The sequence below is a fragment of the Orientia tsutsugamushi str. Boryong genome (assembly GCF_000063545.1).
Lineage (GTDB): Bacteria > Pseudomonadota > Alphaproteobacteria > Rickettsiales > Rickettsiaceae > Orientia > Orientia tsutsugamushi_C.
Map to the genome: position 1 here is coordinate 1,931,698 of NC_009488.1, position 20,600 is coordinate 1,952,297.

Sequence of the window (20,600 nt, forward strand, 5' to 3'; positions counted from 1 at the left end):
TAGTAATTAATATGAAAAACGCGTGTAAAAAATTAGCCATTATTTTATCATTAATATTATTAAATACAGCAGCTGTTGCAGCAGAGCAAAGCATACAACAAGATTTAATCTATGATAAAGATATTCTAGCAGAAGAATATTTTAATATTGGAAGCTCTTTCTTGAGATTAAAAAAATATCATGAAGCAATTAAAAATTATGATATTGCTATTAAGTATGATCCAAGTTATGCGTCAGCATATAATAGCAAAGGAATTGCTTTAAATAATCTAGAAAAGCCAAAAGAAGCTATAGAAAATTTCGATTTAGCTATTAAATACAATCCCCATTTTGCAGAAGCATATAATAACAAGGCTGTATCATATGGAAAGTTAGGAAAAAATAAAGAAGCTATAGTACTTTGTGATCTTGCTATTAAATATAAACCTAACTATGTAACTGCTTATAATACAAAAGGAGCTTCTTTAAATGACCTAGGAGAGTATGAAGAAGCAATGGAAAACTTTGATATTGCTATCAGGTATAACTCCAGTTATCCAGAAGCTTATTATAACAAAGGCATAGCTTTAATGAATTTAGGTGACATTCAAAATGCAATCGAAAACTATGATATGGCTATTAAATATAGACCAAATTATGCAGAAGCTTATATTAATAAAGGTTTAACTTTAGCATTTTTAGGCCAATTGCAGAATGCAATAGAACATTTTGATTTAGCTATTAAATACGATCCTAGTTGTGTGAAATCACACTGTAATAAGGGTTATGTATTAAGCTTATTAAAGAGATATTCGGAAGCAGTAGAAAGCTGTAACTTAGCTATTAAATATGATCCAAATTGTGCGGATATTTATTATAACAAAGGAATGATTTTTGAGAAATTAGGAAAACATCAAGAAGCTGTAGAAAATTTTGATATTGCTATTAAGTATAACCCTAATTTTGCTGAAAATTATCTTGAAAAAGGAATTTCATTAGTAAGTTTAGGACAGTACTCAAAGGCTAAGGAGAATTTTAACTTAGCTATTAAATATATGCCTAATCTTATAGCAGAATATGAAGCAACAATTAAAAGGTTAACAGAATTCGAGAATTTTACTATTGCAAAAGACTATGAGCAAAAACTACAGATTTTGAAAAAATACTCTTGAGATAGATGAATTTTCAGAATCAAGGCAATTTCACAAGGGGATCGCAGTTATTTGCCCATAAGTTTAAGAATGTTTGGGCAAGGTAGTACCAATGTTTTTACGATTGGGTTAGGATTATCAATATTCTGGATTATATGTCGATTATATCAAAAAGTTTTTCTGAGCAGCTTGTATTATTTCGCAATTGAAAGATATGTGCAGCTTAAGTTAGTAATTGGTGAACATTTTTATGATATCGATCAAATAGGAATCGTATTTTATAGTTTAAGGTTTAAAAAATGGACACACCTCAATGCCCAAGACTTTTTGCATGAGTTTTATACAGGCCAACATGGATTTAAAATACAGCAATTATGGGAATTCCTAATCAATTCAGCATTATTAGAAGGATTAATTGTTTTTGCTATTGGTGTGATAATCTCAATTGTTTTCTTTACGGCTCAAGGTAAAAAAACGATTATTAAGGCCAAAATTAGAGGTGCTGATTTTGTACGGAGTAGAAATCTAGCTAAAATGCTAAAAAGCGCTAAAAAGGCCTCGAAAATCTGTTTTGGAGGCTTGCCATTAGTAAAGAATAGTGAAAGGCTGCACATTCTTATTACCGGAACAACAGGTACTGGTAAAACTAATATGCTTAACGAACTGCTACCACAAATTCGATCACAACAGGATCGAGCAATAATTATAGACCTTACTGGAGCTTTTACTGATAGATTTTTTGATTCTAAATGTGATAAGCTGCTTAATCCTTTGGAAAAAAATAGCGAGCAATGGTTGCCTTGGAACGATTGTTTTGAAGCAGCTGATTTTCATGATATAGCTAGTAGTTTTAGTAATTATACCCATAGAATCGATGACTTTTTTGCTAAAAATGCTGAATTAGTCTTGTCTGAAGCATTGAAGCTATATCAGGATAATAAAGATATCATAAAATTAATTCATACAATCATTTACTCTGATAATAGACAATTTGTAAAAGCTTTTAGAAACACCGCTGTATCAGGCATTATAAGCGAAAGCGCGCCTGAAACTTCTGCGGGAATTCAATCTACTCTTGGAAAGAATATTACTTCGCTACAATATTTAAAGCCTGGAGGTAATTTTAGCATCAAGGAATGGTTTAGTAATTCTGCTGAAACTGGATGGCTATTTATCACAGCTACTCCAAGTCAAAGAGCTACTTTACAGCCACTTATTTCAGCATGGATAAGTATAGCTATCAAAGCTTTGATGTGTAGAAATCCTAATCATGATAACAAAAACATATGGTTTATACTTGATGAACTGCCAGCTCTACAAAAAGTTTCATCTTTACCAGTTGCTTTAGCTGAAAGTAGAAAGTATGGAGGCTGCTTTGTTGCTGGGTTGCAGAACATTCATCAATTAGAAGCAATATATGGTTCTGCTGAATGTGCTTCTATGCTTGATTTGTTTAATAGTAAATTTATTTTTCGAGTTAGCGATCAGGTTACAGCTTATAAATCAGCATTAACACTAGGTGAGCAAGAGATAATTGAAACTCAAGAAAACTTGTCATATGGATCAAATACTATGCGAGATGGAGTAAATATGAATAATGTTGAGCGTAAAAAGCTTTTAGTTATGCCATCTGAAATTATGAATCTACCAGACCTTACATGTTATGTAAAGCTTGTTGGTAACTTTCCCATCACAAAACTAACTATGAAGCTACAAAACTTAAATATAGCATATGTTTGGGGATATACATTGCTCAAAAAACTTAAGTTAGTGAATTATTAATTCAAGAATTATCCATGCTAACTTTTAAATTAACCACTTCTTCGTTTGATAACCCAGTATTTTCAGCAATAAATTCAACTGAAAAGCCAGCTTTTAATAAGTTCCTTGCAAGCCCTTGTGCAGCTTCAGCTCTGCCTTTAGTCTCACCAATCTCTATACCTTCAGCTCTGCCTTCAGCTCTGCCTTCAGCTCTGCCTTCAGCTCTGCCTTCAGCTCTGCCTTCAGCTCTGCCTTCAGCTCTGCCTTTAGCTTTGCCTTCATCAATATATTGTGCAGCAATTGTTCCCATAATCCTATCTCTATCCTCAATTGATAAATTTTCGTCCAGTAATTGTTTTAACCTAGGTTGTTCATTTTGACTAACCTTACTTATAGTATAATACAATAACGATCTTATGTAAAGAAAGCCCTCTTCTTTATCTTTTTGTACTATTTCTTGTAGTGTATTAAAGAATTTCGCCCATAGCTCTATTATATCAGGTTGATTATGAATATACTTCATAAAATGAACTAGTGCAGCAGTTGCTTTTCTTTTTATTTCACTATCTGGTATTGCTTGCCAATCGATTAATAAGTATTCAGAGCCCATCAACTCTTTAGCTAATTTAGGATCATCAAACAGTTCCCATAAGCTTCTCGGAGCATTAAATCGGTCAGCTCCATGATATACTACAATTGGTACAACAATTGGTAATTTTCCACGTTCTTTTTTACGCTTTTTAAGTCCTTTTTTATGCCTTTTTAATATTGATAATGTGTATTGCCATAATTTGAACGCAATCCAATAATCAGATCTTAATTCTGCCTCGATAAGCACATATATAAATGCATCATTATTATTTTTTGTTTTAACTGAAAATAGTACGTCACACATACTACGGCGTAGATTTGCTTCGACAAATGATTCTTGCTCAACTTTTATAGTATTTAAATCTAGTACGTTTTTAACTTCATTTGGTAAAAAGTCATTTATAAAATCCAGAGCTGCTTTTGGTTCATTCATTAAATCTTTAAATAGCCCATCATGTTTTAAATTTTCAGACATAATCTTGGTTGTATATTAGTTTGTATTGATTCATTTTTTTCAGTAAGTTTTCTTATTTCAGGGCTGATAATATTTCTAACGGCATATGATCCTTGAGTTTTTAATACATTATTGAAGTCATTTTTGACCGTACAGACTATTGCTCCCTTATCTTCCAAAACTTTTTCTGCTTTTTCAGTATTTACGTCATTTTTAACCGCTAGAATGATCTTTTCTTTTGAGCCAGGATTATAGTTTTGCAAATTTTCAGCTTCAATGGCACATAAGATTTTTCCTTCGACTCCAGCATGTTTAATGCTTAGAGCAGTTTCAATATTCTCTGTAAGAATTGTTATAGAAGAGTAGTCTGAATTTTGTTGAGCAATTTCAACAAATGATCCACTAATTGTACCAACAGAATTTTCAGCTGCATCCGCTTTATTACATGTTTTTGAATTCAAGGCTAATATCTTAGCTCCAGTAATTTCATCTTTGTCATTTTTAACAAAAATAGTGAGTGCAGGCCAGGATTTTTGAGTCTCTTCATCAAAAACCATATTTGCTCTTAAATTAGGATTGTCAAAGATTTTTGAACTATAAATTTCTGTATGATTTTCTAAAAATTTGTTGACTGTTGTTACTTCCGCATTAGCTTTTTCCTTTTTGTTATAGTCGTATAGGGGCAAAGATTTTGCATATAATTCTTTAACGTCACTTTGATTAGGTATTTCAGATGATTTATTTTGTATTTCGTTCAATTTAATAAGTTTGGCAATTTCAGGTATTATAATCTGTCTAATAGCTTCAGCCCCATGAATTTGTAATAGGTCGTTGAAATCACCTTCTTGTGTTGGCATCACTTTTAACACCTTTGCTCCACTATTTTCGAGTGTTTTTTTCGCTTTATCAACAGTATTCATTGTTATAGAATTTTGTCCATCATTATCTGCCGCTATGATTATGTTTTCTCCTTCAAATGGTTGATAGTTCTTGAAATTATGTATGCCAATAGCAGCGATAATTTTTCCATTAATTCCTGCTTGTTTTAGACTTAAAGCTGTTTCAACGCCTTCTGTTATAATTGTTATAGGCGAATCATGTGGTGCCAATGGAGTAATTCTAACAAACGATTCGCTAATTTTGCCAAAAGCCCTCCTAGGGACTGAAATATCTGCCTTATCGCACGTTTGCGAATTCAAATATACAACTTGTACACCAGTAATTTTACCTTTCGCATTTCTTGAAAATGCTGAAAATGCTGGATAATTTTCATTCGTTTCTCTATCAAGAATTACACTTGCTCTCAAGTCAGAATTCATTGTAAAACAATCAATTCCTCTATGTTGTTCAAGATATCTTTTTACGATTTGAACTTCAGTATTATTAGTAAAATATAATGGAGAAGACTGATTATAAAAGTATTGAACTTTTCGAATTTTAGCTAGCTCATTTTGAGTGGCTTCTTTATGTACCTGCCGAGGATAAGACTCATTATAAGTTGACATTCCTACTATGCTTGTTAGATATTCCTTAGCTCTAACAAAATCACCGCCACGTTCTTTTCTAGCTAAGTCAAATAAATCTCCACCTTCGCCAGAACTAAAGTCATACCATTTTCCAGCATGCTTGCCACTAGTATTGACGACAATTTTCCCTTTATCTCCCCAACGTGTCTCTCCACGTCTTGATAAATGTTTATTAGGCTCTCCAAGCAAATCACATGCTATGGTTTCTGCATGAGAAGCTATTCTGTCTCTCAATTCTTCCATTAAATTATGATTGTTTGAATTATTGATTTTATCAGTCATACAGAACCTCACCTTCGCTAAATTTATTTGTATTTTTACCGTTTAAATGGTATAATATTTTTGCTGAGTGATTGTTGAGATAGTATTTCTGTTAACGAATCTCTCTAAGTTTCAGGACTTTCGCATTCTGCTTAGCAAAGTCGTATTTTTATTACCCTTGAGCTGCTCTATGCAGCTCATTTTACCTTCGAATACTAATTCTTGGATTTTGTTGTTCAGGCTTTGTGTTGATTTTTTCTGTAGTTGAAATATCGTTTGCGGTCTTTGTAGCCTTTAATTCATTATTTGGACTTATTTCTGATTTTCTTATATCATTAACTATATTAGGTTGTTCGATCTTAATGTCAGCTAATTGCTCTGGTTTTTTATCGTACTGATAATATTTAGCGTTTTTATGAAATCTGTCTCCTACATCAGTTACTATAGACTTAAACCAACCACAAATTTTACTTAAAATAGTTGGATTTTCTTTATTTAAATCTTCATTAGTTTTTAAGTTTATGCTTGCTGATTTATCATTTGGTCTGCTAAGCTGATTTATTAAGCTGTTAATGCTTCTAGTTGCTTCCTTATTGCAATATAGCTGTAATTTCTCTATATGCCTTGTCATAGCTACGTATGAGCTGCTTATATTACTTACTCCATTATGTAAAACGTATACATCTTTTATAGAAGCTCCCTGGGCCTTATAAACAGTACTTGCATAACCATGTTTAAATTGTATTTTGCTTGGGTCAAAACTCACATCTTGTCCTGCATCTGTCTTAGCTACAAATTCATTTTTATTAACCGAAGTTAAAGTTGCAAATTCACTATTTTGTATTTGTAAATCCTTATCGCTTTTTTGAAATACAATTCGATCTCCAGCCATGTAGGACTCTTTCCTTCCAGCTATTGAACGCCTATATTCTGTGCCTTGTAGCGTGCCATTAGCTTTTAACAAAGATCTAATACTTGAATTAAGAATGTCTACCTCTTTATTACGTACTGTAATTACCAATTTTTCATGTAGCTTAAACTTGCTTAGACTCCAGTTGTATCTTAACTTACTCATTGAGTCCTGCAACGTATTATCAAACTTAATACATTTATTTTGTCTCAGTAATGTTATACCGCTTAAAATATTACTCTCAGCAAACTTTGTTGCTGCTTCTCTACTCCAGTTTTCACTTTGTCTTCGAATATTCACTAAAACATGTGAACTGAAAATATTACTCAGCATCTCAAACATTCCGCCTCTTTCTATTGAAGCTAACTGCTTTTCATCTCCAGCAAGTATCAGTTGACAATTATTGTTTCTAACTACTCTAAACAGCTCTGCATATTCTCTAGTAGCAACCATTCCAGCTTCATCTACTACTATTAAACTGTCTCTAGTAACGCTATTTTTATATAAAAATCCTTTTATTGTATCACATTTCTGGTAGCCATTATCCTTCAGCACTGATATAGCCTTATGTGTAGGAGCAAGTCCAATAACATTTTGTCTACGATTTGTTGCAATTTTATATGCTTTTGCTAAAACAGTGGATTTACCTGTTCCAGCTCTTCCTCTTAGTATTCTAACTCCACTATTACTAAGCAAAATACGTCGTAGAGCATGTTTTTGCTCTTCACTAACACTTGTTAAGCTTTCGATATCGTTTTTAAGATGATAAATATCATTGTAATAAGCTTGAGTATCGATTTTATTAGCTATTCTTATTATTCTTGCTTCCTCATCTCTAACCTCAGTTGTCGTAAAATATTTACTACTTTCACCATCATCATGATATAACTCTAGTATTCTATTTGAACTAAGCACTTGCTGAACTAACAGTTCTCTTGCTGTTAGGTCTGGTATATCTTTCACGGCTTTTTCAATATCATGCTTAGTAAAAATAGATTTGTAATGTGTTATAGAATCCGTTATTACATCAACATCATTAATAATCTTCAAATGAGCCTCTTTACGTAACTCATTTTCATTTGCAACTTCATTAATTAAACCCCTAATTCTAGTAGGTCCAATATGCTCTTGCGGAACTGTACTTATCTTATCAACTCTATTTGTTAAGCCTAATTTAGCAAAATATGCATTAATTATTTCCTTCACTTTTTCGTGAATCATCTCAGCTTCTGGAATAATAAATGCCTTACCTTTTGATGTTCTGAATTTAGGCTCCAAGTCAACAGCTTTACCACCTAATTCTTCGCCATTCTCTTTAAATCTTCTTGTAGTAACCAATATATGCACATGCCAGTTTTTATCTCCTCTATGAGGCTTATGAATATCTATCTGTACTCCAAGACCATTTTTTACCCATTCCATTACATCAACTATTTGATGAGTTATTTCTATTCTATGCTCTAAATTCAATTCCTTATCGTCTGGCAGTGCTATTACGATATCCTTCAACAACTTACTGTTTCTTCGTTTTTCTGTTTGTTCCACCTCATTCATTAATCTTTGGACATTCTTGAATTTTTGATTTACATAATCTGGTATCAGTACTGTATGATATACGTTATCTTTCTTATAAGAGAAGTTATACCTTATATTTGTCTGCTCATTTTTAACAATAGTTCTTGCATTATACGCTGCCTTACAACAACTATCTCCTCCTTTACTTCTACTTAAAAATTCAATCATTGCAAACTGTATAGCCATCTCAACACCAATTCTCACCTGAGTTTTAAGTTAGCATGGTTTTTTTGATTTTGCTAGCACAAACTTCTTTTTTTTAACACTCAATCGGCTAATGAGTGCTCATTTTTTAGCAGTAAACTTTCAAGTTTACATATTGCGTATAAGCTTATTCTTTAATGAAGCTTCTAACCTGAATTCACGTTTTTTTGACTATAATTATTTGATGTTGGTTTGGCAGGTGCGGTTTTTTTCTTTACTGGAATTTTATTTTGATATATTCTTGCCTGATTTTTTTATCTTTCTGAATTACTAACATGGCAAATCTTATGCAGCAAAAAATTACTCTCCAACAAAAAAAGGCTAAGCTAATCATGGATGAGGTTAACCTTAAAATTAAAGAACGTAAAATGCGTACTCGACGTCTTATCGAAATGGGTGGATTAGTTGCTAAGGCTAAGCTTGATCACTTATCAGCAAATACTTTATTTGGTGCAATTGTTTCACTAAAAGAAACTTTAACACAACATCCAAATGTTCAGAATCATTGGACTACAATCGGTAAAGATATTTTTGATAAAGAACAGCAAAATAAAGCTGCCGTGATTTTAAAATTTTCCTCTGAACCAGACGAAAACACTAAGCTCCACATTCGCCTTCATGGCTTAAAATGGAATAGCTTTCACCAAGAATGGTGCGGCAATGTTAAGGATATTGAGGCCTTAAAGAATGGCCTTCTTAATGTTCAATATAATCTAGAATTGGTATCCTGAATTGAAAATATTTAAGCAACAAAAAAGTTATTGCTAATTAGCTAGTATAATTTATAAACTTATAATATAAACTTACTTAACAATAGGGTGATTATGTATAGAAACAATTTGTACCATAATTCAGCTAATAATCCTACTTCCACAGAAATAGTACAGTTAGCTACTAATTTTATATTTAAAAAAGAAAGTAATAATTCTTTACTCTTGATTGGGTGGGATAATAGCCAATACAATGACATTATTAAAAAAGCTAAATCTGATTGTACCAGAGCAAAAGAAGCGATTAGTTATATTTTTTCAGGTATAAAACAGTATACAGTAGTTGAACACTATGAATATGCTAAAAAAACATATAACACATTATATGCAGTAGAAAAGCTTAATCATAACCAGCTAATGCCTATAGTAGTAAAATATGATAATGAATCTATTCTAAATAGTAGCAAAAAATTATTAACTGATAAAGAGTTAACTATTGTATATAATGATCTGAAGGAGAGACCATCAGAATTAGATACATTTACTGATGATAACAGAATTGCTTACTATGAAGATAATATTCATATTTATACACCTAATCAATTTAAAGATTGTATAGGTGACATATCAAGTTGTACATCCGAATAAATAATAGAGATAATATTTTACTAGTTAAACCATATTCTAGCTAGCATTAAGTTTGCAATATTCGCTTAAGCGTTCTCTAATCTCTGGTAGATTAAGGTATTCAGCAAGAGGTATAAATTCTTGCTGAGTTTCAATGACGATTTTTTGTCTTTTTTCATAAGGTTTTATTGATATAGTCTGAATATTATGGAATCGGTCGAAAAGCTTAATTAATAATAGTTCTGTTTTATTTTGGCTATAAAATGTTTGAATCATTTCTCTAGAACTGATTTTTTTATTATCCTTAATCCTTGTGAGTTCTGAAACCTGTTCTGCAATTTTTTTACCAAATACCTTAACAATCTTTTCTTTAGTTAGTGTTGTGTCTTCGAGGGTATCATGTAGTATTGCTGTAATAATCGTATCTGTTTCAAAACTGTAGTCTGCTACCATATAAGCTACCTCTAATGGATGCATATAATATGGCTCTCCTGTATCTCGAAGTTGTTTGTCATGATATTTTTTAGCGTAAAATATTGCTCTTTCAACTTTATCAAGATCAATTTCAGCGTTAAATCTTACGTTGATTCTAAACAGCTTATTTAGTAAGCTCTCGCTATAAAAGTCTATCATTTTCCATCTCTAAATAATCTTTAATAAATTATACAATAAATTAAACTTTTTATATACTTCAATCTCAGATAAAAACTGTGAAAGAAGCGAATTAATTTGATTAAAAAAGTTGTACTGGAATATTGCAAGTAATGGTTGTAAACTTGTCTTTTTCGCTTTCTATTTCCATTTCTCCATTAAGTTGATTAACAAGGTAATTTACAAACCATAATCCTGATTCCAGCATTTGTGGATAGTCTCGTACCAACTCAAAATCAGCTATTTTTGCTTTTATATCTCCTAATTTTTTCTTTGAAATACCGCTTCCTTTATCGTGTATTCTAAATTGTAGTATGTTATCGCTTTTTATATAATTTTTTATAGTAAACAAATGAACTGTAATTATAACCTTGCAGCTGTGATTAAATCTAATCGTGCTGCCTATTAATTGACTTAATATAGCTTGTAAGTGATCACTATTTCCAATCACAATATCCTTCATTTTGTACTGAAAATTGTAATTGATTTTTATATCTTTCTCTTTTGCAATGTCTTCTAGTCTCCTGACGGCATCCTTTACTAGCTTTTGTATGCTAAATTTTTTTAAACATAAATTTTCATTCTCAATTTCGCTTCTAAGCGTGTAAACTACATCGTTACAGTACCTTTGGAGATTTGCTGCTCGATTTAATATTGTTTCCAGCTTATCTTTATTTTTTGAATCATTTAACATGATATCGCTTGCTAGCCTTACAATTTCGCTAGTTGCAATATTAAATCTATATTTGATATTCTGTATCAGATTCACACAATATTCTTTCAATGATTCAGCTACCTCGACCTGATACTTAGCTTTTCTTAACTTTGTTATTATCTCCATATATTCATCGATATTCTCCCTCTCTCCATTCAGCAACATAACTGGTATTGGAGGTATCTGTACTATCCATTGGTTAATTGTTTTATTCTTTTCTTTCATAGCATTCTCATAAAGAAGAGTTAAAACTAGTTATTGGTACATCAAATGAAAAAGTTATGTAATTATTTTCCTCTTTTGCTCTTAGTCTTCCTTTTAGCTGATCTGTAAGATGTTTAATAAATGCTAATCCTTCTCCTAGTTCTTGATATGTTACCAAATTCAAATTCTCTAGTTCAGCATTTATTCTTTCTAATTTTTCTTTAGAAGGGCTTAGTCCTATGTTTTGTACTGTAAATTGTAATATTTCTGAATACTGATTGATGTTAATAGTAATCTTGCTATTCTTACTACTATTTATAATAGCACTACCAATTAACTGACTTATTACTGCTTTTATTCGAAAACTATCTCCAATCAGAATTGTCTTTATGTCATTTTGAACATTTAGCTTTATATTCTCATTTTCAAAATGTTCCCTCATTCTGATAACGGTATTATTTATTAGCAATTCTATGTTAAATGTTTCAATCCTTACATTCGTTGATGCTATGTATTGTCTAAATAAAAAAATCATTCCATTTAGAGAAGCTATTATATTTACTTTTTTTCTGTCGTAGTTATTTACTATTAGCCTAAAATATTGTATCCACTCTATGCAATTTATGCTTACTTCCTCAGATTCCTCTAGCTGGCAGTATAGTTTTTGCATTTCAGCATCTATCTGTTTTATTGTTGTGCTATTAATTCCCTCTGTGGATAATTTTTCAGTTAATTTATTGATTTTATTTTGACCTTCGTCTTCAATAGGCATAGAATTCTCCTGCTATTTAAGTTGTTAAATTGCTTCCTAGAGATTAAAAAGAAAATTTTGCGGTTTAAGTTTTAATCTCTATCAGAATATCATCTAAATCTTAAATCTCAGATAATATCAGGTATACAGTATCATTTCGATTTTTGTCAGTACATGACTTTTTGTAATATTTCTGAAAAATTTTTTCATAATATTACACATTGATGCGAAATTATCGCATTGTTATTTACATCTAAAAAAACAAAATATCTCTCAAAATGAGATATACAATTGATTCTGAGTTATAAAAAGACTTTGATAATTTAGTATATTAACTGAAAAAGTTCTGGACTTATCTTTTTTGCTCTTAATTTAAACATCAGGTTCAAACACATCTTTAAAACGACCTATAATATCCAAAATATAAAAATCAAGGGCTGTATTAACTAAGTCAAAATCTTTTTTCTCTATCGAATTAAGATCTTCTTTTATTTCAAGTTGTCCTGGAGCCAATAGTAGTTGTTTGATAGTTACTTTTCTTTGTTTCGAATTAATGCAATGATCATACTTAAGTGTGCGGTATAGTAGCTTTTGTTCAAGATAAATTATATTCTTAAAACGCCAATTTAGGATAAGGTAAAGTATGAAAGGCCTAATACAAAAGGTATACAAAGAGATAATGTACAATTATGATTATGTGAGATATTAAATATAGTTTTAATTAATAGCCATTTATTTATTGCTCACATATCGGCAAACGCAATTTTAGAATAAGAAACAGTTAGAAAGAGATAATATACAAGTGTTACAACAGTCAGTGTTTAGGTTATTAAGTATAGTATTATGAACTAATTCTTGTAGAAATATGAGCAATAAATAAATGGCTATTAATTAAAACTATATTTAATATATTGCATAATTTAATTGTATATTATCTCTTGTAGACCTTTTTCATTATGCTTTCTATACTTTCTCTTATCCTAATCTGGCGTTTAAAATGTTCTTGCGTAATAAACTCCTGAATAGGCTTGATCACTTAAAAAATCAACAAAAACTGCTACGATTTCTATAGAAAGATTTTTTGCCTAATAGAAAACTTTAGTAAGCTTTTTGAACAAAAGAAGTATAAAAATACATATTTAACTCTAAACATAAGTATTAAAAGAGCTATAACACCTATTCTTTATAAGTTTTGCTATTTTTTTATATCGAATAAGCAAAAAATCTTGGCTATAGAAATCTTAGCAGTTCTGAAAAAATATTTTGACATGAATATTTTTTCAGTTAGTATGTAAACAACGTATTACATTATTATTAATTTTTATTAAAACTCTTAAAGAATGATAAAATATGAACAATATACCAAACGAAATAAAGATACAAGCATTTCGATATGCAAGCCAAGGTAATATAGATGCACTCCTTGAGTTAATAATTGCCCATCCTGATCTGATGAAAGCAAGATCGAACAGGAATGGTAATACATTACTTATTAGCGCATGTGATAATGTGCAAAAAGAAATGATGGAATTCTTAATAGCTAATGGATCTGATCTTGATGCCACAGACTATAACAATGATGATTATCTAAGCGCGCTACATTCTGCTCTTCTGAGACTTGGAGATAAGGATATAGCCAGGACTATAGCAACATTGCATGATTTTAAGCCTAAATATACATGTGAAAGTACTGCATTGATGGCTGCAGTAACAAACAAAGCATTAACATATGCACAGTACATCATTGATATATCTAAACTAGATAAAAATACAATAGTAAAAAATATTGTACAAGCTATTATAAAGGTAGCTGGGCCAACGAGTATGGAAAAAAATAATGTAATATCCATGGTAGAAAAATATTCTGATATCACAGATAAAGAATTCGCTTTTGAATTAACAAAAATAGTTTTTCAGAAAAAGTTACGTGAAGTATCAGTAGGAAGTGATACAACTTTTCATTGTCCAAATTTACTAAAAGAAAATCCTTTTGGAAATTTTGGATATAAAATTTTCAATACAATTGATGTCATGTTTATAAAATTATTATATAAAAGATGGGGAATTGACTTAAGCCAATATGAGAAATTTACTAATAATTTGCATTCTCTAAAAGATGAATTACTAAAAGAAGGCGAAATATGTTCTGCAGTAATACTTGAATCTAATAAGCAAGAGATATTATGTATAGTTAAAACTAGCAGCATAGTACATAATAATGCATCAAAATTATATAATGAAAATTTAGATGATTCAATGAATTTAATGCTAGAGAGAATATGCTATTTAATGAATATAGGCAATGCTAATAATGAGTCTAATAAAGAAGAATTCAAAACTATATTTGGATTTATTAATGAGCATAAAACTGTAGGATATAACCTATCTGATAATTTTATAAAAATAATAATATCTGAGTGCGCTAGTAATATACGTTTACAAGAAGTGCTTAAAAATAATAGTGAAATAATAAAATTAGTTGAAGATTATATACCTTGTGTTACAACTAACCTTAATGGATTAGAGGATGAATTTAAAAAAGACTTATCCATTTTAGCTAATGAAGTTATAACAATATTAGATAACAATCCTTTTTTACAGAAAGAATTATGTACTAAAGGTACTCTAGTAGATACTGCATATTTTTTACAGACAACAGTATTACCTGTAGATATTTTTTTAAATTGTATCAGTGATGAAGCTAAAGAACAAAAACAACTTACTGATTATGAAAAAGAGTTAATAAAATCTCATTTAAACTTTTTCAATTATGAAAATACATATCAATCTCCTAAGTTTGATGAACTAAATGATGATAATATCAAGGATACAATTCAGTACTATAAAAATAATTCAAAAGCTTTATTGCCTATTTCAATGTTATTGGAAATTGCGCATGATAAAAATAAATTAGCTGAATTAGATAATACTTTGAATAGTAATTATGAAAAAACAAGTGTACATGTTAAAAAGTGTGTAAATACAATGTCAAAATTCAGGGAATATTATAACAGTATAAAGTATTTAGACTTATCTACAAATATACCGAAGCAACATTTTGAAGAAAAAATATTACCAGAATTAAATAATCAGATACAATGTGAGCTTACTGATATTAGGCTAGAAAGATTAAATAATATTACTGCTTTATCACATAAAGTAAACAAATTTTTAAATATATCTCAGATGACTTCAGTGTTTGAAAGATATAATAATGATTATATACAACTGAATGAAGATGCTAACTCTGAGAATCAATTACTACTTGAATTATTGGATGGAAACATTGATAATCATACGAGCGACTTTCATCATATGTGCTAGAATATAATATGTATCTTTCAAAACTAGAAAATTCAAGTTTAACAGTTTAAAAATATAGCAAGAAGAACAATAAAGTTAAACTTATGTTTAACTTTATTTCCATTTTTTCTTGGCTTAAGTAAAAGTAGCTTTTGGTGTTAAGAACATATATTAGACATTTTATAACATAGAAAACTGAGCTATGGAGATATCGTGTTTTTTAGATTTTTTTTTGTTTATCGTTATTCTTATCACTAATAATCATAGCATTACTTTTGCTGTTTGAAGTAGCAATTAAAGTGTAGCTAGAGATTCATTTATACCTTTAATAGCAGATTCTGAAGTTTTAATGAAATAACCTCTAGCTAAATATTATCTAAATCTTGAATCTCAGATAATATCAGGTATACAGTATCATTTCAATTTTTATCAGTACATGACTTTTTGTCATAATTATGAAAAATTTTTTCATCTTTTTTAAAGTAGATGCGAAATTATCACATTGTATCTCTAGCTACAAAAATATCATTCACAAAAGGTTTATAAAAAAAGCTCTGCAACAGTTATTATTACTGGCTTTAAGGCTTATTTTCTGCTATAATTCATAGTAGAGATTAAACTAAATCAAAATTCTTGTGTCAATAGCAATTTCTAATGAACCAAAGCCTTTTCTTCACTGGGTTGGAGGCAAAAGGAGAATTGTTAATAAATTAATAGAGCATCTTCCTTCAGGGCCATACTATAATTACTATGAACCATTCCTTGGTGGGGGTGCTTTATTTTTTCAAGTTAAGCATCTGTTTAAACAATGTTTTTTGTCTGATATTAATCTCGACTTAATTACTAGTTATCACGCTGTAAAAAAGAATCCAAATGAGGTCAATAGATTACTAAATCTATATCACGAAAACCATTCTGAAAATCACTACTATAAAATAAGAGACAATTATTATAGTAATGATCCTAATGATATCACGGCAAAATTTATATATCTTAATAAATATTCCTTTAGGGGAATTTATAGGCTAAACAGAGATGGTACATCTGCTCAAACATTTTCTGATAAGCAATATCTTAAGCTTCATATTTGCTCTAGAATAAATAAATGCAGCAAACTTTTAACTGGTACATCAATTTATGCGATGGATTTTTCATTTATAGAGCCTAAAAAAGGTGACTTCGTTTATCTTGATCCGCCTTACCACCAATCAGGAGAACGTTTCTACACTAGAGTTCCATTTGATGAAAAAGAGCAAATCAGACTACGAGATTTTGTTTATGAACTAAACAATAAAGGTGTTAAAATTATGCTTTCAAATAATAACACTGCCTTCATTAGAGACATATACAAAAACTTCTTCATCACTCATATTCCAGTCACATACTCAATCAATCAAAAACGCAATCTCGTTAATGAGCTAATCATTATTAACTATTTTCAAAATTAGTTAGTAATGCCAGATTAAAATAAGGAAAAGTATGCAATGTATAATCAAAAAGCTATACAAAGAATAATATTTTGTTATAACTTTTCTAATAGTTTTAGCAAATATGCATTTGTAATACCTATTCTTAATAAATGCATATTCTTTCTTTATCTTATTCTAAACTAGCGATATAAAGGCGCTTGCAAAGAAATTATTTTAGCTCATTGAAATTCCTGCAACTTCCATATTAACTTCCATATTGGTTTCAATATCTGATAGTTCCAAATTATCTAACGCATCTAGATTTTTATGAGATAATTCTTGCTCAGATAGTTTTATGCAGGTACTCTGGATATGATCATTTTGTGTGTTACTATCATTACATGTATAATTATCATACCAACTATGCTCATACTTAGTGATCACATTGCCACCGTTAGTCTGAAATCCAAATATTTTATGTATTAAAGGCCTTTTTCCTTTTTCCCACTCATGTAGTTTGTTATTATATTCCTGTGTGCTAGTATAATTATTGATAGGACAATGATCATAAAGATCCCTTATAATAACATCAACAGCATTTGTAGTGATATGATATATATTACTGCGAAGATGACGTAGATCAAGATAGCATTCCGTCCACAGCAATTTCACATCATTACAAATTTTTGCAATTATATTTTTGCCTGAATTGCCAACAGCAATAATGGAATTTTCCAAATGATTATCAGTACTTGTAGTATCAACAACTTCATTAAACAAACAACCTTTTTCAGCTATAATTTTGCCAATTTTGTAATCTTTTTTAGGAAAAATATCAAAATCTAAATAAATTATCGGAGAATCTATTGCATAAAGCGTGAGCATACGCATAGTATCTATTTCAACAGCGAAGTTTACTCTTTCTTCTTGAGGAATTATAGAGTATAACTGGCTATAATATTCAGATATGGTGTATTTAGGGAATTTAGCCTTATTAATCCAAAGGTTAGTATGTGCATGAAAGCTAAAATCATATTCTTTGAGATCAAATTTATTAAAATCTATCAATTCTATATTACCATACTGATTAAACTTTTTATCAGATATTTTATCTTCTAATTTTTTATATTGTTCAGGAGTAAATCCTGATCTATTTATTACTAATTTTATTAAACGCTGATTTTCAATTTTTGCCCATGTACTTAATCTATCTAAATAACATTCTGGAATTGGCGAACCATAATCCCTTGGAAGCCACTGAAGTAATAAACCTGTAGTATCTTCAAGTGTGTCTTTACTTCCAGTTGCTACTTCCTGCTCACTATCGCTTTGCATAATTGTTACTATTATATTAATTTATATTAAATGATATTATAAGCCTCAAATTACTCATTTATCAAGTAATATTAATATAGTTATCAAAATATTTTGAATTGATAAGTGTACTATCATTATTAATAAGATGCTTCACTTTTTCAATATCACCATCTTTAATAGCGCGATGTAAAGCATATTTAGCCTTAGATTCAGACATATTTTACTCCAGAAATTATACTATCACTATTGTAATATAATCTTCAGTACAGCTTTACTTAGCAGAAAAGTATAGAACGATAAATAATTATTCATGAATTTTCACCTTTTTGAACCTTCGCAATCTGTTAAAGGATTATCATATAACTTACAATATAACAAAAAAATAAATAAAGCACCATAATTTTATTCTGAGTAGAACTTTGTATTTCACAGCTATTAATCATTAATCTAACTTTCTACAAACTCAACTAATTCAAACGAAAACCCATGAGCTTCAAAAGCATGCTCTAGAATGTGCTTATAATTTGATTTGATATAGCTATGTGCAAAGCTTGTTAGAGCCTTAATGAATATCTTTTTATTAACATTATCTTCATTTACAACTTCTAATTTACTAAACCATATTTTATCAATAACTTGCTCATATTCGTAATGTTGAAGTATGTATTTTCGTACTTTGAACAATATAGAGTTAGAACCTAGCTCTTTACTAAGTTCTGAAAGGTAATTCTCATCACTTATTTGTTGCTGTAAAACTGTTGTTCTATTGGTAACTTGTTTTGATTCATCAAATGGTATAACTTGTAACTGCTCAATATCATTGCCATACACAGCTCGTACCTCCTGTAATATCTTAAATTTAATATGATCTGACAGTAAAATATTCTTAAGCAACTTGATGTAATATTTTTTTTTAACCGCTGCCCCAAAATCACAAGATGTTAAAATTTTATAAGCCATATCTGCTTCAAAGACTCCAGCTATTTTACGCTTCAACTGAGCCTTCATACTACGATCTGTACCAGATTCAATATTTGCTAGATACTGTTCTTTAAATCTTCCTATGTCATTAAATCTAAAATTTCCACTATTAGCCTGGTCAGTAGTTAGTAATTCATTTGCTAAAGCTTTTGCCATATAGTTTAGCACTGCTGTCTTATTTTCAAAATGACGGTTTGGATATTTATTTGATAACTTCAACAGTAATTGATTTATAAAGTATATGTTGAAGCTTCTACTAGACATACGTTGCAGTATAACTGCATCTTCTGGTGTTAGTGGATAATAATCTGCTAGTCTTTTTCTTTTGGAGCAGTATTCATTCTTTTCAACCTCTGAATCCTTAGTAATAGCTGGAGTTGCTAACTCACTATTTTGCTCATAATCCTTGTTTGATGGCTTTTTATTACTAAAATCACTAAGCTCATAGAAATTCAAATTCTGTTGTTGCTGTTGATCTTCTTTTTCATTTTCCACTAACTCAATTTCTATAAAATCATCAGATTCCGTATATTTAAACTTCAAATTTTGCTGTTGGTCTTCATTTTTATTTTGATCATTCTCTACTAACTTATCTTCAGTAGATCTAGATCTATTATTATTTTTTTTATTATTATTATATCTATATATGTACCTGAAACTTTTTTCAGGTTGACCTGAAATTTCTTTCAGGTTGGAGCGAAAAATTTTTTGGGTTAGATCAATAATTTTTTCTCCTTTTGTTTCTTTTTCAGTGAAACGCTGAAAATTTTTTAGAAGTTTTATACATGGAACATTACGCAACTTAAAATTGTTTTTAATTATTGTCCTATTTTCAACTTCAATGAAACCAGCTTTTTGTAGTTCAACTAAGCATTGCCTAACCCTGCGTTGACAAACCTGCAACTCCTTTTCAAAAGAGTAATAACTGTCTTGTAATTCCTCTATATCATTATTATAATAGATCTGTAGTTTATATACTATCAATGATAGAAGCTGTTTAGATGTCTTGCTTAAAGCTTTAGCATTATCTCCAATCAGATCTTTCCATTCTGCTGGAACAAAATTTCCAATAAAACGATAAAAGACAGTTGCATTATTGCTACTGTTATTATTAGCAATTTTACAATTATTGCTTGCAAAATTACGCAAATCTTGCGCCATTTCTAACCTCCAAAAATGTCAGATATGGCAGGGGGTTCAGGCGATTTTCGCTATCCAAAACCACGTTTTTATGCCGCGTAAATATAGCAATTTTGTAGCTATACTCGAAATTTAACACTCTGAAAGGCTTATAACAACACAGTAGTCTTAAATATTGAAAGGTATATATTACATCGATTCTACAAAGTTAGCAATTTGTCATAATAAACGTATTTCCAGCAATAGAGTTTTTAACAGAATTTCTAAAATTGCTAAGAGTAGTTATGGCTGGTTCTTAGGCTTTAAGCTACATATTATAATCAATGATATGTCCAAGATTATTAAACTTTATGTCTTGATTTTTAGATGATAGCAACTTT

Annotated in this window: 15 protein-coding genes and 2 pseudogenes; 7 read left to right on the plus strand and 10 right to left on the minus strand. The window is 30.0% G+C overall.

Going from position 1 to position 20,600, the window contains the following annotated elements; all coding sequences use genetic code 11:
• Nucleotides 1-11: 11 nt before the first annotated feature.
• Nucleotides 12-1,151: a tetratricopeptide repeat protein gene (locus tag OTBS_RS09140; RefSeq protein ID WP_011945134.1), complete on the plus strand. Its 1,140-nt coding sequence runs from the start codon at nt 12-14 to the stop codon at nt 1,149-1,151.
• Nucleotides 1,152-1,156: 5 nt separating this feature from the next.
• Nucleotides 1,157-2,912: pseudogene (locus OTBS_RS09145) on the plus strand (type IV secretion system DNA-binding domain-containing protein).
• A 1-nt stretch (nt 2,913) separates the two neighbouring features.
• Here the strand turns inward: OTBS_RS09145 and OTBS_RS09150 are convergent.
• The 3 genes from OTBS_RS09150 to OTBS_RS13305 all read right to left on the minus strand — a co-directional run bounded on the left by OTBS_RS09150 (nt 2,914) and on the right by OTBS_RS13305 (nt 8,412).
• On the minus strand, nt 2,914-3,957 hold the full coding sequence (locus OTBS_RS09150; protein ID WP_011945135.1) for an Rpn family recombination-promoting nuclease/putative transposase: 1,044 nt from the start codon (nt 3,955-3,957) through the stop codon (nt 2,914-2,916).
• The gene (locus tag OTBS_RS17255; RefSeq protein WP_232489067.1) at nt 3,942-5,045 is read right to left on the minus strand and encodes a toprim domain-containing protein; all 1,104 of its coding nucleotides are present in this window, start codon (nt 5,043-5,045) and stop codon (nt 3,942-3,944) included. Before OTBS_RS17255 ends, OTBS_RS09150 begins: the two co-directional genes overlap by 16 nt.
• An 880-nt stretch (nt 5,046-5,925) precedes the next feature.
• On the minus strand, nt 5,926-8,412 hold the full coding sequence (locus OTBS_RS13305; protein ID WP_410517955.1) for an AAA family ATPase: 2,487 nt from the start codon (nt 8,410-8,412) through the stop codon (nt 5,926-5,928).
• Nucleotides 8,413-8,687: 275 nt separating this feature from the next.
• Between OTBS_RS13305 and OTBS_RS09165 the strand changes: the two genes are divergently transcribed.
• Nucleotides 8,688-9,143, plus strand: coding sequence for a conjugal transfer protein TraD (locus tag OTBS_RS09165; RefSeq protein WP_011944772.1), 456 nt, complete (start codon nt 8,688-8,690; stop codon nt 9,141-9,143).
• Nucleotides 9,144-9,236: 93 nt separating this feature from the next.
• A complete protein-coding gene (locus tag OTBS_RS09170; protein ID WP_041621251.1) occupies nt 9,237-9,770 on the plus strand; it encodes a hypothetical protein in 534 nt (177 codons plus the stop codon).
• 36 nt (nt 9,771-9,806) lie between these two features.
• Here the strand turns inward: OTBS_RS09170 and OTBS_RS09175 are convergent, their stop codons facing one another.
• The 4 genes from OTBS_RS09175 to OTBS_RS17270 form a co-directional block, all read right to left on the minus strand.
• Nucleotides 9,807-10,382, minus strand: coding sequence for an HD domain-containing protein (locus OTBS_RS09175; protein ID WP_011944770.1), 576 nt, complete (start codon nt 10,380-10,382; stop codon nt 9,807-9,809).
• Between the two features lie 100 nt (nt 10,383-10,482).
• Nucleotides 10,483-11,340, minus strand: a complete 858-nt coding sequence (locus OTBS_RS17260) for a sensor histidine kinase (protein ID WP_011944769.1) — start codon at nt 11,338-11,340, stop codon at nt 10,483-10,485.
• A gap of 7 nt (nt 11,341-11,347) precedes the next feature.
• A complete protein-coding gene (locus tag OTBS_RS17265) occupies nt 11,348-12,091 on the minus strand; it encodes a sensor histidine kinase (protein WP_011945128.1) in 744 nt (247 codons plus the stop codon).
• Between the two features lie 351 nt (nt 12,092-12,442).
• Entirely contained in the window at nt 12,443-12,583 is a 141-nt protein-coding gene (locus OTBS_RS17270) for a hypothetical protein (protein ID WP_232489004.1), read from the minus strand.
• A gap of 837 nt (nt 12,584-13,420) precedes the next feature.
• Here OTBS_RS17270 and OTBS_RS09195 point away from each other — a divergent pair.
• Nucleotides 13,421-15,394 (plus strand): ankyrin repeat domain-containing protein, encoded by a 1,974-nt coding sequence (locus OTBS_RS09195; protein ID WP_011945136.1) that lies wholly within the window; start codon nt 13,421-13,423, stop codon nt 15,392-15,394.
• Nucleotides 15,395-16,008: 614 nt separating this feature from the next.
• Nucleotides 16,009-16,821 (plus strand): DNA adenine methylase, encoded by an 813-nt coding sequence (locus OTBS_RS09200; RefSeq protein ID WP_011945137.1) that lies wholly within the window; start codon nt 16,009-16,011, stop codon nt 16,819-16,821.
• A 195-nt stretch (nt 16,822-17,016) separates the two neighbouring features.
• On the opposite strand, the gene OTBS_RS15520 is transcribed toward OTBS_RS09200, so the two are convergent.
• From OTBS_RS15520 to OTBS_RS09215, 3 genes are all read right to left on the minus strand, one after another.
• Nucleotides 17,017-18,117 (minus strand): hypothetical protein, encoded by a 1,101-nt coding sequence (locus OTBS_RS15520; protein ID WP_011945138.1) that lies wholly within the window; start codon nt 18,115-18,117, stop codon nt 17,017-17,019.
• Nucleotides 18,118-18,178: 61 nt separating this feature from the next.
• Nucleotides 18,179-18,316, minus strand: a complete 138-nt coding sequence (locus tag OTBS_RS09210) for a hypothetical protein (RefSeq protein WP_232489005.1) — start codon at nt 18,314-18,316, stop codon at nt 18,179-18,181.
• A gap of 230 nt (nt 18,317-18,546) precedes the next feature.
• Nucleotides 18,547-20,241: a hypothetical protein gene (locus OTBS_RS09215; RefSeq protein WP_011945139.1), complete on the minus strand. Its 1,695-nt coding sequence runs from the start codon at nt 20,239-20,241 to the stop codon at nt 18,547-18,549.
• A 160-nt stretch (nt 20,242-20,401) separates the two neighbouring features.
• On the opposite strand from OTBS_RS09215, the pseudogene OTBS_RS13315 reads away from it, so the two are divergent.
• Nucleotides 20,402-20,575, plus strand: a pseudogene (locus OTBS_RS13315) (transposase); the annotation flags it as partial.
• Nucleotides 20,576-20,600: the final 25 nt, after the last annotated feature.

Coding starts and splice junctions, on each gene's coding strand:
- OTBS_RS09140 (WP_011945134.1), top strand. CDS start 12: ATGAAAAACGCGTGTAAAAAATTAGCCATTATTTTATCATTAATATTA.
- OTBS_RS09150 (WP_011945135.1), bottom strand. CDS start 3,957: ATGTCTGAAAATTTAAAACATGATGGGCTATTTAAAGATTTAATGAAT.
- OTBS_RS09165 (WP_011944772.1), top strand. CDS start 8,688: ATGGCAAATCTTATGCAGCAAAAAATTACTCTCCAACAAAAAAAGGCT.
- OTBS_RS09170 (WP_041621251.1), top strand. CDS start 9,237: ATGTATAGAAACAATTTGTACCATAATTCAGCTAATAATCCTACTTCC.
- OTBS_RS09175 (WP_011944770.1), bottom strand. CDS start 10,382: ATGATAGACTTTTATAGCGAGAGCTTACTAAATAAGCTGTTTAGAATC.
- OTBS_RS17260 (WP_011944769.1), bottom strand. CDS start 11,340: ATGAAAGAAAAGAATAAAACAATTAACCAATGGATAGTACAGATACCT.
- OTBS_RS17265 (WP_011945128.1), bottom strand. CDS start 12,091: ATGCCTATTGAAGACGAAGGTCAAAATAAAATCAATAAATTAACTGAA.
- OTBS_RS09195 (WP_011945136.1), top strand. CDS start 13,421: ATGAACAATATACCAAACGAAATAAAGATACAAGCATTTCGATATGCA.
- OTBS_RS15520 (WP_011945138.1), bottom strand. CDS start 18,117: ATGCAAAGCGATAGTGAGCAGGAAGTAGCAACTGGAAGTAAAGACACA.
- OTBS_RS09210 (WP_232489005.1), bottom strand. CDS start 18,316: ATGTCTGAATCTAAGGCTAAATATGCTTTACATCGCGCTATTAAAGAT.
- OTBS_RS09215 (WP_011945139.1), bottom strand. CDS start 20,241: ATGGCGCAAGATTTGCGTAATTTTGCAAGCAATAATTGTAAAATTGCT.